Source organism: Pedobacter sp. WC2501 (assembly GCF_052682415.1).
Genome location: NZ_JBQZFI010000001.1, coordinates 5,983,733 through 5,998,850 on the forward strand (window position 1 = coordinate 5,983,733; position 15,118 = coordinate 5,998,850).

The following is a 15,118-nucleotide window of genomic DNA, read 5'->3' on the forward strand; positions in this document are numbered from 1 at the left end:
TCTGACTGCACATCAACTAAAGCTCTCCATTTCTTTTCCTTAAAAACCACTCTGTACTCAATAAGATCAGCACTAAGCCAAATAACCATTTCATACTAATTAGTTCATCGTACTTGCGATCTTCGTAACTGATGGTTTTAATGTTCTCGTTTTTAGCAATCTCGTCAGCTATTTCAAGCAGGTTTTCGGGCATAAACAACTTGCCATTGCTTTGTTTAGACATCGTATTTAAAAGCTGGTGATTGGCAGTTGTCTGTTGGTATTCTGCAATCAGTGCATTTACATAGAAACTGCCCGAAGCGGTGAATTTCTTTCCTCCCAATTCCACATTAGCCAGGTAAGAATAATTACCGGCGGACATAGTCCCGGCATCTAACTGATAGCCATTTTCTGTTTTAGAGAAGATATAGTTAAATACTTTTCCAGCTTCATTTTTTACCAGAAGTTTAACTTCCGGCTCATTTACAGGCTGGTAGCTATCGTTATAAAGCGTGCCGTTAAACTGGATGGTTTCATTTTCATCGTACGCAGACTTTGAGGTAAACACCTTAAACCTTCGCTTATCATCCTTAACCGATAGGTATTGAACCGTTTTTGAAATCAGATCATTTAAAACCGATTGATTACTTTCATTTTCAGCCTCTGAAAGTTTCCAGCGCCATAGCCCCTCTCCCATTAAATAACCAGCCTTTAAGCCATTTTCATTTGAAAAGAACAATAATGGTTGCTGGGTACTCACTTTACCAATACGCTGATTGAAAACGGGTGTTGCCCCTGCGTTTACGGTCAACCTTCCAAATGGACCAAGCAAAGGATCGAAAGCCGAAAACTGTTTTTTATCTTCTTCCGTGAGATTAAAACTGGTAAAACCATTGGCAAAATCAGCATATACCTCCTGAACAGAGCCATTGGCTGAACTCAGATTCACCTGATTCTGGATCTGGTTGAAGGCATTGATATTGCTCTGAGCGCCCAAAATGTACCAGACAGGCTTCTTCAAACCGGCCAACTTCTTTAAAAATACTGATGAAATATTTTGAACATCGGGCAGCTGATACAAAACAATTAAATCGAATTTGGATGGATCTGTTGCATTTAAATCATCGGCCAGTGCAAGTTTAGCTTCGTAATGTTTATTGAGTGAAATAGCTTCTTTTAACACGCCCAAATCGGGATGTGGTGCAACCGCTGCAAGCAATACTTTCTGTCTGCCGTCAATCACCTCCACATAAAAAGTCTGAACGTTATTTCGTGTAGTGATTTCATTTTTTAAAGCACCCAATTGAACAGTATATTTCTGAACGCCGATTTTACCTGCATGGATTTTAACAGGAACCGTTTTAACAAAAGAATTGCCACTGATCAATATGTTTTGCTCTTCAATCTTTGCTCCATTCTGACTAACAGTTAAAGGCGTATTTTCGCCATCGCTTTGAAAAGACTGAACCTGAACTTCGATCGTGAAATCATCATCCAGGTATACAATGTTATTGTAATTCACATTCGAAATCAGCACATCCCGCTTCGGGATACTATCTCCCAGGGCAATGGTATAAACCGGCGCATTGATCTGATTGATGCTGTAAAGCGGATTTCCACCATGGTTAAAAATACCATCAGTGGCTAAAATTATCGCACCAACATTTCTGTTGGTATATTCATCCCTGACTTTCTGAAAAAAAGCAGAGGCATCAGTTAATTTACCCTGATTTTTAAAATCGAAACCATCGGCTACCTGATCACCAAAGTGAAGCGTTTTCACCTCATATTTGTCTGATAATTTATCCTGTAAAGCTTTAAGATGCTGTTCATATAATTTCTGGTCGAAACCCACTGCCTTAACCTGACCAACAGAAAGAGAATTATCCTGTCCGATAATGATTACAGGCTTATCTAAAGTATAATTTAAGGTTTTAATAAGTGGAGCAAATATTAACCACGCAATGGTGGTTACTGCGATAATCCGCAATGCTGTTAAACCATACTGAAGCTTTTTATCCAGATTTTTGTTGCTGCGATACAACAACCAGGTATACAATACGCCCAGCGCCAGGCAACCGAGAAAAAACAAAATAGAAGCACCTGAAAAAAAACTGTTCATAATTCATAAAGATGGTAATTTTGAGGAAATTTTCAAGGCTATTAACCGCAAAGTGCGCAAAGAATTTACGCAAAGTATCGCAAAGAGAAGGTGCATCCTTCAATTTTCAAGCTTAGCGACCTTTGCGCCATCGTAATAAGGAAATCTCAGCGGCCTTTGCGGTTAAAAAAGATAAATTCGTTAGTTTTAACCCAAATCAATACTTATGAAAATAATCTGTCTAACATTTCTGCTATCTCTAAGCCTTATGGTGAATGCCCAAAATAATTTTAAAGCCACTCAAATTAAATTTGAAAGAGTAGAAAAAGCGTATAGCGAAAAATGGGAAACATTGAGAAAATTTGTCCAGGCTGGTGGTTATGGAGATAAATTCACGATGGTGATCAATGCCTATAAAACGGATGGCAAACTTGAAGTGTGGTTAAAAAATAATTCAGCAAAAACCTATTCTTTATTCAGGACTTACGATTTCTGTGCACATTCTGGCACCATTGGTCCAAAGGTAATTGAAGGCGATGGTCAAACGCCAGAAGGTTTTTATTACATTAATGTTTTTAATCCGATGAGTAATTTCCACCTATCACTGGGTGTAAACTATCCAAATACAGTTGATTATGCAAGAACCGGAAAGGATAGAAAACCTGGAAGTGATATTTACATCCACGGCAATTGTGTAACCGTAGGCTGTATTCCTTTAACAGACGAAAAAATTAAAGAAGTATATGTTTTGGGCGTTGAAGCCAGAAATGCTGGTCAGGAAAGGATTCCTGTTAACCTCTATCCTTTCAAAATGACGGACGGAAATATGAAAAAATACGTTGCTCAATTTCCAGCGCAGGCAAATTTCTGGAAATCATTACAAGCAGGATATTCAGCTTTTGAAAAGAATAGAACCCAACCAAAAGTTAGTGAGGTAAAAGGGAAATATGTTGTAAAATAGTTGAAAAGTTAAAAGGTGCAATGTTCTGCTCGCAAAACCTTGCAACCTTCCAATAATCGCTATTTCTTTTTAGCAGTCTGTTTTCTTTGATAAAAAAGCAAACCGGTAAAAGGAACCCCAAAAAGAAGTATGACATCAATAGCACAAGCAAAGAAATTGAACCAATGGCGTGTAGTAGGTTCAGGAAACCGCTTTCCGCCTAAATATTCATAAAAAACAAAAGGGAAACAATCACATTATTACCATCGGCTGCGCTATTGAATGCGGCGGTAATACCGAGTATTACAATCAAAGTACAGGCACTAATCAGAATTATTTTACTTAGGGTCATGGTTATCTTAAATAAAAAAATCTGCCAGAAAACTCATTTACTGGCAGATTTTACTTTTATCTTTGGTCTTTAAGCTTTCTGCCTAATTACAGCATCCCACCGCAAACAGATAAAGTTTGGCCAGTTACATAAGCACTCATATCTGAGGCGAGGAACACGCAAACATTGGCAATATCTTCAGTCTCACCAGCACGTTTTAACGGAATATCTTTTTCCCAGCCTTCAACAACTTTCGGATCAAGAATATCTGTCATTTCCGTACGGATGAAACCAGGTGCAACTACGTTGGCACGGATATTTCTCGAACCTAATTCTTTTGCGATTGATTTGGTAAAACCGATGATTCCAGCTTTAGAAGCAGCATAATTAGCTTGTCCGGCATTACCTGTAGTACCCACAATGGAACCCATATTGATAAAAACACCTTTACGGGCTTTCATCATTATTTTAGAAGCTGCCTTGGTTACGTTGAAGATTGATTTTAAGTTGATATTAATCACATCATCCCAGTTTTCTTCGCTCATCCGCATCAATAAACCATCCTTAGTAATGCCCGCATTATTCACTACGATATCAATAGTACCAAATTCGGCTACGATATCATTGATCAATTGTTCAGCTTCAGCAAATTTAGAAGCATCAGAACGGTAACCTTTAACTTTTGTTCCGAAGCTTTGTAATTCCTGCTCTAAAGCCTCACCTTTTTCTACTGATGATAAATATGTAAAAGCTACATTAGCGCCCTGTTCGGCAAATTTCTCCGCTATTTTCCGGCCGATTCCTTTAGATGCGCCTGTAATTAATGCTGTTTTTCCTTCTAATAATTTCATTTGTTATTTTTTATTGTTTGTCAGTCTGAGCCTGTCGAAGACCGCACATATTATTTATTTTTATAGTTTGATAATTTTACAATTTCATTCCAATCTTCTTTAAATAAAGCTTCTTTTTTCTTTCTACTCCAACCTTTAACCTGTTTTTCGAAATTTATAGCATCTTCTATTTCATCAAATCTTTGATAGTACTTCAAAGTGACAGGCCTTCTTGAAAAAGTATAAGCAAAAGCATTTTCACCATTATTATGCTGAGAAAGTCTAGCCTCTAAATCATTTGTTACCCCAACATAATAACTTTTGTCGGAGCACTCCAAGATATAGACAAAATAGTTATGTACCCTTGCCATAAAAGATCTTTAGACAAATAAAGTTACTAAAAATATTTCTTGCTAAAACTGTCATGTTGAGCTTGTCGAAACACCACATAAAAGTCCTTCGACAGGCTCAGGATGACAGCCAATTGAAATGAAAACTCCAAACTGCCAACTGAAAACTAAACCGCCGGTTCCTGCTGACTCAAACAGTGAAAACTTCCCAACCCCCAAATAATATCGACTGAGTTGATTCCAATCACTTTGCGATCAGGGAAACACCCCTGGATAATATCTAAAGCTTTTTGGTCATTTACATCATCAAAAATTGGTACAATTACCGCAGCATTGGCAATGTAAAAATTTGCGTAAGATGCAGGCAAACGGGTATCTTCATGAATTACCGGTGATGGCATAGGCAATTCAACAATGTTCAATGGTCTGCCATCTTTCAGCTTCATCGCTTTTAAGGTCTCCAGATTCTCTTGTAACAAGATATAATTTTCATCAAGCGGATTGCTTTCTACAACCGTTAAAACTGTATCCTTGTTCACAAAACGTGTAATATCATCAATATGACCATCGGTATCATCACCTACAATTCCATCGCCTAACCATAAAACCTGGTCCTGGCCGTAATATTCGAGCAAATACTTTTCGATCTGCTCTTTGGTTAAATGCGGATTGCGGTTTTCATTCAACAAACAAGCTGTGGTGGTTAAAACCGTACCTGTGCCGTTAAACTCTACCGAACCACCTTCCATTACAATATCTGGCGTAAATAAAGGGAGATTGAAATGTTTGGCAATCTTTGTAGGAATTACATCATCCAGGTCAAATGGAGGATATTTTCCACCCCAGGCATTGTAACCCCAATCTACAACAGCCTTTTCATTTCCTTTTAGCAAAAATGCAGGACCGTGATCGCGGCACCAGGCATCATTGGTTTCATTGAAATAAAATTCAACCTGACTTAAATCTGCATCTACTTTTGTTAATTCAGAAACAGCAAAAGCTTTCATTTCTTCATCCTTAACATTAATACGCACTTTTTCGCCTTCGGCAACAGCTTTGATAAATTGGCAATATGGTTCGTAAATAGTCGCGATTTTATCTGGCCAAGAGGCTTCTTTATGTGGCCAGCTTAACCAGGTTGCCTCATGTTTAGCCCATTCGGCAGGGAAAGCATAACCTTGCTTCTTTGGAGAATAATCGAACTGATTAATATTTAAATCTTTTTTAGGAGGAAAGTTTGACATAGTTTTTAAAGTCCGAAAGTCGGGTGTCCGAAGTCGGATGATTTAGTGTGTTAATAAAGTCCGAAGTCGGATGTCCGAGGTCGGATGATTTAGTGTGTTAATAAATTGCCAGTATCGCCGGACTTCTGTCTTCTGCCCCCCGACTCAATTCAGCGATTTGATTAAAGCAGAAATCATGATCAAAATTTCTTCGCAGGATTGATAATGTTTCTGAAATATTTCCTCTGTAATGTAGCCTCTTCTTATTGCCAAGTGTAAACAGTTCACAACTTCTATATCAGAACGTAAAGAATATCTTAAAAATCTACAAAATTCAGGGTTACTTTGACCTGTACTTCCTTCGGCAATATTCATTGAAATCGAATCGGCAGCACGCTTAACCTGTGATGTTAAAACATAAATCTCTTCCTTTGGAAAAGTTTTTGTCATTTTATCAATCTCATCAGCTAAGTCTAAAGCCTTTTGCCAGACCTTGAGTTTTTCAAATTTGAATGCGATAATTAAGTCCGAAAGTCGGAGGTCCGAAGTCTGAAGTTATAATTTATTAGAAATATACTAACAAATTACAATTTCTTACAATGCAATCCAAACTTATAATCTACGTTTCCAGACTTGTTTATGGATTTCAAACTAACCATCTTGGCATGTATACTCTTTGGCTTCCGTCTTCGGTCTCCCGACCTCCGACTTTTTTAATCCCCATCAATATATCTTTTTGTAATCGGTTGATAAGAATCAATTCTTCTATCTCTTAAAAAAGGCCAGTGTTTACGGAAGAAATCAGATTCTGATAGATCCAGTTCAACTACTTCAGTTTCCTCTAAATCGTGCGATCCTAAGTAAAGCAATTTGCCCTGTGCGTTCGTAGCAAAACTTCCGCCCCAGAATTTCATGGCGCCATCCTGCTCAAAACCAACACGGTTTACACTTACCACCGGTACACCGTTCGCCACTGCATGTGAGCGTTGAATGGTTTGCCACGCATTGTATTGATCTTGATTGGTTTCTTCATCCTGATCAGTAGCCCAGCCAATTGCAGTTGGATAGAACATGATATCAGCACCCATTAAGGCTGTAATACGCGAAGCTTCAGGATACCATTGATCCCAACAGATCAGGATACCGATTTTAGCAAATTTGGTTTCGAAAACCTTATAGCCTAAATCGCCTGGGGTAAAATAAAATTTTTCGTAGAAAGCTGGATCATCAGGAATATGCATTTTGCGATATTTACCTAGATATGAACCATCAGCATCTAAAACAGCGGTAGTATTGTGATACAAACCTTCGGCACGTTTCTCAAACAATGAAGCGATAATTACCACACCCAATTCTTTAGCTATCACCTGCAATGCATCCGTAGAAGGACCAGGAATAGCTTCTGCCAGGTCAAAATTGTCATAATCTTCAACATCGCAGAAATATAAAGAAGTAAAAAGCTCCTGCAAGCACACAATCTGCGCACCTTTTGCAGCCGCTTCCCTTACTTTCGCAATCGCTTTATCTAAATTTTCTTGCTTATCTTTAGTACAACTCATTTGCACTAAGCCAACTTTTACTTTCTTCATTTCTTAAAATTATTGGATGAGAGAATGGTAGAATGAGTGAATTTCACATCATTCAATCATTAAAATTCAGTCATTCTAAATTAGGTTGCAAAGTTACTATTTTGTTTAAAAGTAGAACGGCATAATTATGTAATTGTTTTTCTATTTCCAGGAAAAGCAAATGCAGCATTTCAAACGTTTGTCAGTCGGGCTATCCATTATAGCTCCGATGAAACCTGTGAAACAAGCAAGCACGCCATAAAACAACAAAGATAAGTGCTTAAATCGGAGGCTGCCATTTCTATCCCGTTTAGATAGCATGGTTATTGCAACTATTAACGATAACCCACCAACCGACAAAGCACCAACCAGGATCATTAACTAATAAAAAGAAAAAGCCCCGATTTCCATCGAGGCTTTCCAATCTGATTAAACTAAATTATGGATTAATATTATCCTTTTTAGGTTTTGGTTTTGTTTCTACAATTTCTGCAACCGCTACCACTTCTTTACGTGCCTGAGGATCCATTAATTCCATCAGTTTCAAGCCTAATAAGCCATCCATCGCTGATCCTCCATGATTACCACCATTACCACCAATCAGTACATCAGGGATCAGTTTCACATTACCTTTCGATAACTCTTCGGTAATTTTATAACGGGTAAAGTTTTCGCCACCCAAAGCTTTCACCGCAAGTTCGTAAGCTTCGGCAGTTGATTTACCTACAGCCAGAATTTTACCTGCTTCTGCACTACCGGTTAACGAAATCTGTTCGGCCTCTGCCGATGCCCTTAACTTAATCGCTTCAGAATCAGCTTGTGCTCTTGCTTTGGTGGCTTCAGCTTCGGCATGCGCCCTCATTTTAGTGGCCTCTGCCTCTGCTCCTACTGCAAGTTTTACACCAGCCGCATCACCTTCTGATTTTTTTACCGTTGCACTTGCGGTACGTTCGGCAATTTCTACACTTTGTTGTGCTTTCACAATATCTTTCTGCATATCTGCGATGGCAGTTTCTTTCTCCATCCCCTGACGCGTTTCCTGTGCCTGTTTTTGGGTTTCGTAAGTCACCTTTTGCTCTTCCGCAATTTTACGGTCGGTTAAGGTTTTCATTAACGATTCTGGCGGAACAATGTCACCGATTAGTGTATCAACCGCATTTACATTATACTCATCAAGCACTTTACGGATATGTTCCTTTGCCGATTCCTGGCGCTCTTTACGTGTACTCAGGAAAGCAATCACATCACTGCCCTGTGCCGAGTTACGGAAATAGTTACCAATTGTAGGCTCTAAAACCTGCGAAACCAGGTTCACCATATTACCAAAACGGGCAATTACTTTAGGGGCTTCTGTAGTTGGTACGTGGATAATCTGCGCAACATCTAAATTAAAGGGGAAACCATCTTTAGAACGTACGGTAATAGTTGAGAGATTTTTGTCCAGGTTGTGCGCCTCACTACGTGCCGATGCCCAGTTTAATACCAAATTGGTTGTGGGTACCAGCTCTACCTTCATAATGTATTTGTTAATCGGATATTTACCCGGACCAAGCGGCTCCAGCCAAACACCTTTTGAGCCTTTGCCAACAATGTTACCATGTTTAAAGTCTGCACCGGTTAAGTCGTTACCATCTGTACCAATAAAGGAGATCACAACGCCAACATAACCGATTGCAATTTCGGTCATCGGGATTTCCTCCAACTGGATTGCCCATGGATTAAGGTTGTAAGATCCTGCCAGGATTACCTGAGGCTGCAACCCACGGTTACCGCCTTGTTTTATAAAGGCATCAAAATCCTGAAAATTGTTGTGGCCATCAACAAGCTTGCCCGCAATCTGATTGGCCTCAATCGGTAAACCGTCCAGAGTGGTTACAATGCCCACCATGCTTTCCTGAATGCGGATCATTTCGGTAACCGAAACCTGGAACAACATCGTATTGATACGATAGGAACCTGAGGTAATATAAGAGGTTTGCCGGCCTCGCTGACCACCATTATCAAGAAATTTCACGGCATCCTGAAAATTATCAGATTCTACCCGCTGCCCGAGGATATTTCCAGTCGGGATTTCCGAACCATCTTTGGCCATAATCAGTCCGATTTTTCCTTCAGGAATGATGGTAAACTGTTCCATGGTTACGCTGTACTGCCAGAACCACATTCCGAAATACAATCCTGGCGCAAGTGTTTTTCCCTGGAAACCAGCTTCTCCTTTAACCGCGATGATGCGGCCATCGGGCAGCTCCCGGTCGGAACCGAAGAGCACGAATTTTTTGGTAATCAAGCCGATCCTGTCTTCAGGTACGATGACCATCCCGAATAGGAAACGTAAAATATATTTGTATAAAACGATGCACAACAGTGCCACTAAAACCCACCAGTAATTAGAAATGAGCGCTTCCATAATGTTTTGTATTTTTCTATTTTTTTAACCTGATAAACCATTTATCAAGCACGATATAGATATCAAACGGCGTGCTTTGTTACCATTTTTAACACTTATTTTTAAACTATTTTTTATTGGCTTTAAGGCTTCAAAGATGACTCAGGATCGATTTTCGCAAGAGTACCATCTGCAGATGACATTTCCAGGAATACCCTGTCTCAACTCTTATAAACCATAAAAACTAACGTTTTAGGTTTTATTGAATACTTGGGGGAATTTTAAATGTATAATTAACAATTACTATAGAAAAGCTGTCCTTTTTTAGACCTATACAATTGACCGAATTGGGATACACCAATGAATCAGTTTTAGTGATTTATTTAAATACAAGTGACCTGAGATAATGTGTTCCCAAAAAAGAGCAGAACCCAGGTTAACTAAACCCGATTGCAAGAATGCCCACGATTTTTCATCGGGGCAGAAGAAAAAGCGGGACCGGAACCAACCTAAAAATACAGGAACCTGCTTTTCAAATGATTTTAACGAAAAAGATACGAAAATCACAATTTTTACACGCCAATCTCTTCTCTATACTCCTGTTGTAATTCGAATAAACATTTGGCACACAGACAGCCATCATACAGTTCGGAGATATACTGTACTTCGTTAATACTAAGCTGCACCACACTACACTGGCACTTGGTATATGAATTTGCCTTGCACTCAATAGCACTGTTACATCGCTCGCAAGGAATGATTTCGTGTTTGCTATGTTTCAAGGTTGAAGGCATAAGGGGTAAGGTTTAACCTATTATGATACAAAAGTAAGGACAAAAAATAAGGTTTTGAGCGTTTGCCCAAAACCTTACGATATTATTAGATTCTTAAAAGCCCACTTTAGGGGATTTAGGGGTTTATCCAGAGCAGCTGATACAGCCTTCTTCCATTGAACAAACTGGTCCGTCAACGATTTCTTCAGCCACCTGATCTTGTGTCATTTCAGCAGGAATAACTGCTTCAATTGCTTTACCACCTTGGTTTTCTACTGTAAATTTAACCGCTTGCGAAGCTGCTTGTGTACGTAGGTAATACATACCAGTTTTTAAACCTTTCTCCCATGCGTAAAAGTGCATTGAAGTTAATTTTGATGTATTTGGTGCATTTACGAACAAGTTTAACGATTGCGATTGACAGATATAAGCACCGCGGTCGGCAGCCATATCGATGATGTTACGCATCTTGATTTCCCAAACGGTTTTGTACAATTCTTTAATATAATCAGGAATCGTATCAATAGCCTGGATTGAACCGTTAGCCAATATGATCTGATTTTTCATATCGTTATTCCACAAACCTAACGCTACTAAATCTTTCAATAAGTGTTTGTTTACCACTACGAACTCTCCACTTAATACACGACGGGTGTAAATATTTGAAGTATATGGCTCGAAACATTCGTTGTTACCCAAAATCTGTGAAGTAGAAGCAGTCGGCATTGGTGCAACCAATAATGAGTTGTACACACCATCTTTAACTACTTTTTTGCGTAATGCATCCCAATCCCAACGACCGCTATCTGGTGTTACATTCCATAAATCGAACTGGAATTTACCTTTCGATAACGGAGAACCTTTAAAAGTTTGGTAAGGACCATTTTTCACAGCTAAATCGTGTGAAGCCGTCATTGAAGCGAAATAAATCGTTTCGAAAATGTCTTTGTTTAACCGTTTAGCCTCATCACTTTCGAAAGGTAAACGCATTAAGATAAAGGCATCAGCCAAACCTTGTACACCTAAACCAACCGGACGGTGACGCATGTTTGAATTTTCTGCTTCCTGTACAGGATAATAGTTATGATCGATGATTTTGTTCAGGTTTAAAGTAGCCTGATAAGTTACATCGTATAATTTTTGGTGATCGAAAGCACCGTTGATTACAAAACGAGGCAAAGCCAAAGAAGCTAAGTTACAAACAGCAACTTCATCTTTAGAAGTGTACTCGATAATTTCGGTACATAGGTTAGAACTTTTAATGGTTCCTAAATTCTGCTGATTAGATTTACTGTTTGCAGCATCTTTAAACAACATGTAAGGGGTACCGGTTTCGATCTGCGAATCTAAGATTGCAAACCAAAGTTCCTGAGCTTTAATGGTTTTACGACCACGGTTTTCAGCTTCATATTTAGTATATAAATCTTCGAATTCCTTACCGAAACAATCTGCTAAACCTGGTGCTTCGTGCGGGCAGAATAACGTCCATTCGCCATTATCTTTAACACGTTGCATAAACAAATCGTTAATCCAAAGGGCATAGAACAAATCGCGCGCACGCATTTCTTCTTTACCGTGGTTTTTACGTAAGTCTAAGAATTCGAAAACATCAGCATGCCAAGGCTCTAGATAGATTGCGAAAGCACCTTTACGTTTACCTCCACCCTGATCTACATAACGGGCAGTATCGTTAAATACACGTAACATTGGGATGATACCGTTACTTGTACCGTTTGTACCACCAATGTACGAACCTGTTGCACGGATATTGTGGATGCTTAAACCAATACCACCAGCACTTTGCGAAATTTTAGCGGTTTGTTTTAATGTATCGTAGATACCTTCAATACTGTCATCCTGCATGGTTAACAAGAAACATGAAGACATTTGAGGTTTTGGTGTAGCGGCATTGAACAAAGTTGGTGTAGCATGTGTAAACCAACGCTCGCTCATTAAGTTATAGGTTTTGATAGCACTTTCGATATCTTCTTTGTGGATACCAACGGAAACACGCATAAACAAATGTTGCGGGCGCTCTACAATCTGACCGTTAACTTTTAAAAGGTAAGATTTTTCTAACGTTTTGAAACCGAAATAATCGAAACCGAAATCGCGATCGTAAATGATGGAACTATCTAAAATATCCTTGTTTTTTTCTATAATCTCAAAAACATCATCAGCAATAAGCGGAGCCGCTTTCTGTGCTTTCGGGTCGAAATATTCGTACAACATTTTCATCGTACCCGAGAATGATTTAGTGGTGTTTTTATGCAGGTTCGAAACCGCTATACGCGATGCCAGCAGCGCATAATCAGGGTGCTTTGTAGTTAACGATGCAGCCGTTTCTGCAGCAAGGTTATCAAGCTCTGATGTAGTAACCCCATCATATAAACCTTCGATTACCTTTTTGGCCACATCGATCGGGTCTACAAGGTCTGAATTTAAACTATAGCACAACTTTTGAATGCGGGCTGTGATTTTGTCAAATTGCACCGCTTCTTTGCGGCCATCTCTTTTTAGTACGAACATATTTTATGAGATTTTTTAGTTAATATTTACTAGCGAGTCTTAAGTATCAAGACTTAATGATCACTTTATATTTTGTTATTATTAGTATCAAGTAATGAGTATCAGGTATCAAGATTAAAACCTTCCGCCTTCTACCTTTAACCCTCTACCTTAAAAGTCTTCGTCTAATGAAAACGCTTGTTTATTATTATCAGCAGAGGTTAATACACCACTTTTCTGATAATCGCCTACACGTTTTTCGAAGAAGTTGGTTTTACCCTGTAATGAAATCATTTCCATAAAATCGAATGGATTAGTTGCATGGTAGATTTTTTTGTAACCAAGCTCCTGTAACCATCTGTCGGCTACAAATTCGATATACTGGCTCATTAATTTTGCATTCATACCAATCAAAGCAACCGGTAAGGCATCAGTAATAAATTCTTTTTCAATTTCTACCGCATCGCTGATGATGCCATGCACCTGTTCTTCGCTGAGCTTATTGCTCAACATGCTGTATAATAAACACGCAAATTCGCAGTGTGAACCTTCGTCTCTTGAGATCAGCTCATTACTGAAAGTTAATCCAGGCATTAAGCCACGTTTCTTTAACCAAAAAATAGAGCAGAAACTTCCGCTGAAGAAAATACCTTCAACTGCAGCAAATGCCACTAAACGTTCGGCAAAAGTTCCGTTTTCGATCCAGCGTAAAGCCCATTCTGCTTTTCTTTTTACCGCAGGTACGGTATCAATAGCATGGAACAAACGGTCTTTTTCTTCAGGATCTTTAATATAAGTATCGATTAACAGGGCATAGGTTTCAGCATGGATGTTTTCCATCATAATCTGGAAACCGTAAAAACAACGTGCTTCCGGCAATTGAACCTCACTCATGAAGTTTACAGCAAGATTTTCGTTTACGATACCATCACTAGCAGAAAAGAAAGCAAGGATGTGCGAAATGAAATGTCTTTCGCCATCATTTAAATTGTCCCAGTGTTTCTGGTCGTCAGAAAGATCAATCTCTTCTGCTGTCCAAAAACTAGCTTCGGTCTTTTTATACATTTCCCAGATTGCCGGATACTTAATAGGCAAAAGCACAAATCTGTCTTTGTTTTCTTGTAGTAATAATTCCTGTTCCATACGCTGATATTTTTAATTCTATTTTAACAGAGCCGACGAAGACACGCATTCATCAATTTTATATGATGATTGTAAAGTCTTTTATCAAAACGCTGTTGTGAAAGTGCTAACCCTATTACCTGACAAACAACTGAGATTTTAGTTAGGAAAATTTAAAATTGTAACCAGAGCGATGTACGTCTAAATTACTAAAAACTAAGCTTTTATATTTGTTTTCAAGCGCAAGAAGTTAAAGAACTTTGTTATAACAAATATATATACCGTGGCCCTTTTTTGTGAACCAAAGTTGTTAACACCTCACCCAATTGATGGGGAAAAACGATCAGTCAAATATCATTTTCAAGCGAAAAAAAAGCTAATCGTTTCTTTTCAAGGGTTTAGCAAACCAAAATGAGTGTTAATAACTTAAATTTGAGGAGTATTTTAAGCCTTAAAAAGAGCTAAAAGGAGTATTATTCAACTGTATAACTGAGGCTTACTTTCGCTATACCTTTGCTATAGATACCAATCTGTTTGGCAGCACGTTCAGACAAATCTATGGCCAATCTTTTCGAGAAAGGACCACGGTCATTTACCTTTACTACTACCGATTTTCCATTATCAGGATTGGTTACTGTAATCATGGTACCGAATGGAAGCGTGCGGTGGGCAGCCGTTAGCTTTTTTGCCCGGTATTTGGCGCCACTGGTGGTGCGGCGGCCTTCAAATTTTCTGTGATAATAAGTAGCGAGAACTGTTTTTTTGATACTATCAGGTTCGTTTGATGAACCAGAATCTTGTGCTTTACCTTGTAAAAACAGGAAACAAAAACTTAATAACAGCAGATACTTCATAGGCTAAATTTTCTTTATCGAGCCTGCAAATATAAGCATTTAGTTTATAATCAATAATTTGTGGAAAAACAGCCTGGTTTTGTGCATCAAAAAAGGCGTACAGCTTGTCGCCGTACGCCTCTACCTAACCCTTCTACATCCACCTTATTTTTG

At 38.7% G+C, this 15,118-nt stretch carries 12 protein-coding genes; 1 reads left to right on the forward strand and 11 read right to left on the reverse strand.

Features of this window, described 5'->3' with window-relative positions:
- Positions 1-16: 16 nt before the first annotated feature.
- On the reverse strand, positions 17-2,101 hold the full coding sequence (locus tag ACUN24_RS25010) for a hypothetical protein (protein ID WP_445564955.1): 2,085 nt from the start codon (positions 2,099-2,101) through the stop codon (positions 17-19).
- Between the two features lie 205 nt (positions 2,102-2,306).
- On the opposite strand from ACUN24_RS25010, the gene ACUN24_RS25015 reads away from it, so the two are divergent.
- The gene (locus tag ACUN24_RS25015) at positions 2,307-3,041 is read left to right on the forward strand and encodes a L,D-transpeptidase family protein (protein WP_445564956.1); all 735 of its coding nucleotides are present in this window, start codon (positions 2,307-2,309) and stop codon (positions 3,039-3,041) included.
- A gap of 417 nt (positions 3,042-3,458) precedes the next feature.
- Here ACUN24_RS25015 and fabG read toward each other — a convergent pair whose 3' ends face one another.
- The 10 genes from fabG to ACUN24_RS25065 all read right to left on the reverse strand — a co-directional run bounded on the left by fabG (position 3,459) and on the right by ACUN24_RS25065 (position 14,965).
- Positions 3,459-4,202 (reverse strand): 3-oxoacyl-[acyl-carrier-protein] reductase, encoded by a 744-nt coding sequence (gene fabG / locus ACUN24_RS25020; RefSeq protein WP_108198354.1) that lies wholly within the window; start codon positions 4,200-4,202, stop codon positions 3,459-3,461.
- Positions 4,203-4,252: 50 nt separating this feature from the next.
- A complete protein-coding gene (locus ACUN24_RS25025) occupies positions 4,253-4,552 on the reverse strand; it encodes a GIY-YIG nuclease family protein (protein WP_445564957.1) in 300 nt (99 codons plus the stop codon).
- A 146-nt stretch (positions 4,553-4,698) separates the two neighbouring features.
- On the reverse strand, positions 4,699-5,775 hold the full coding sequence (locus ACUN24_RS25030; protein ID WP_445564958.1) for an agmatine deiminase family protein: 1,077 nt from the start codon (positions 5,773-5,775) through the stop codon (positions 4,699-4,701).
- Between the two features lie 144 nt (positions 5,776-5,919).
- Positions 5,920-6,276 (reverse strand): four helix bundle protein, encoded by a 357-nt coding sequence (locus tag ACUN24_RS25035; RefSeq protein ID WP_445565159.1) that lies wholly within the window; start codon positions 6,274-6,276, stop codon positions 5,920-5,922.
- A gap of 191 nt (positions 6,277-6,467) precedes the next feature.
- Complete coding sequence (locus tag ACUN24_RS25040) at positions 6,468-7,343, reverse strand: carbon-nitrogen hydrolase (RefSeq protein WP_445564959.1); 876 nt, start codon at positions 7,341-7,343, stop codon at positions 6,468-6,470.
- A 418-nt stretch (positions 7,344-7,761) separates the two neighbouring features.
- A complete protein-coding gene (locus ACUN24_RS25045) occupies positions 7,762-9,729 on the reverse strand; it encodes an SPFH domain-containing protein (protein ID WP_445564960.1) in 1,968 nt (655 codons plus the stop codon).
- A gap of 551 nt (positions 9,730-10,280) precedes the next feature.
- Positions 10,281-10,502: a cysteine-rich CWC family protein gene (locus ACUN24_RS25050; protein WP_083505315.1), complete on the reverse strand. Its 222-nt coding sequence runs from the start codon at positions 10,500-10,502 to the stop codon at positions 10,281-10,283.
- 123 nt (positions 10,503-10,625) lie between these two features.
- Entirely contained in the window at positions 10,626-13,010 is a 2,385-nt protein-coding gene (locus tag ACUN24_RS25055; RefSeq protein WP_445564961.1) for a ribonucleoside-diphosphate reductase subunit alpha, read from the reverse strand.
- Positions 13,011-13,160: 150 nt separating this feature from the next.
- Positions 13,161-14,132 carry a ribonucleoside-diphosphate reductase small subunit gene (locus tag ACUN24_RS25060; RefSeq protein WP_121283622.1) on the reverse strand — a complete coding sequence of 324 codons (972 nt, stop codon included), beginning with the start codon at positions 14,130-14,132 and terminating at the stop codon, positions 13,161-13,163.
- Between the two features lie 452 nt (positions 14,133-14,584).
- A complete protein-coding gene (locus ACUN24_RS25065; RefSeq protein ID WP_445564962.1) occupies positions 14,585-14,965 on the reverse strand; it encodes a septal ring lytic transglycosylase RlpA family protein in 381 nt (126 codons plus the stop codon).
- Positions 14,966-15,118 lie beyond the last annotated feature (153 nt).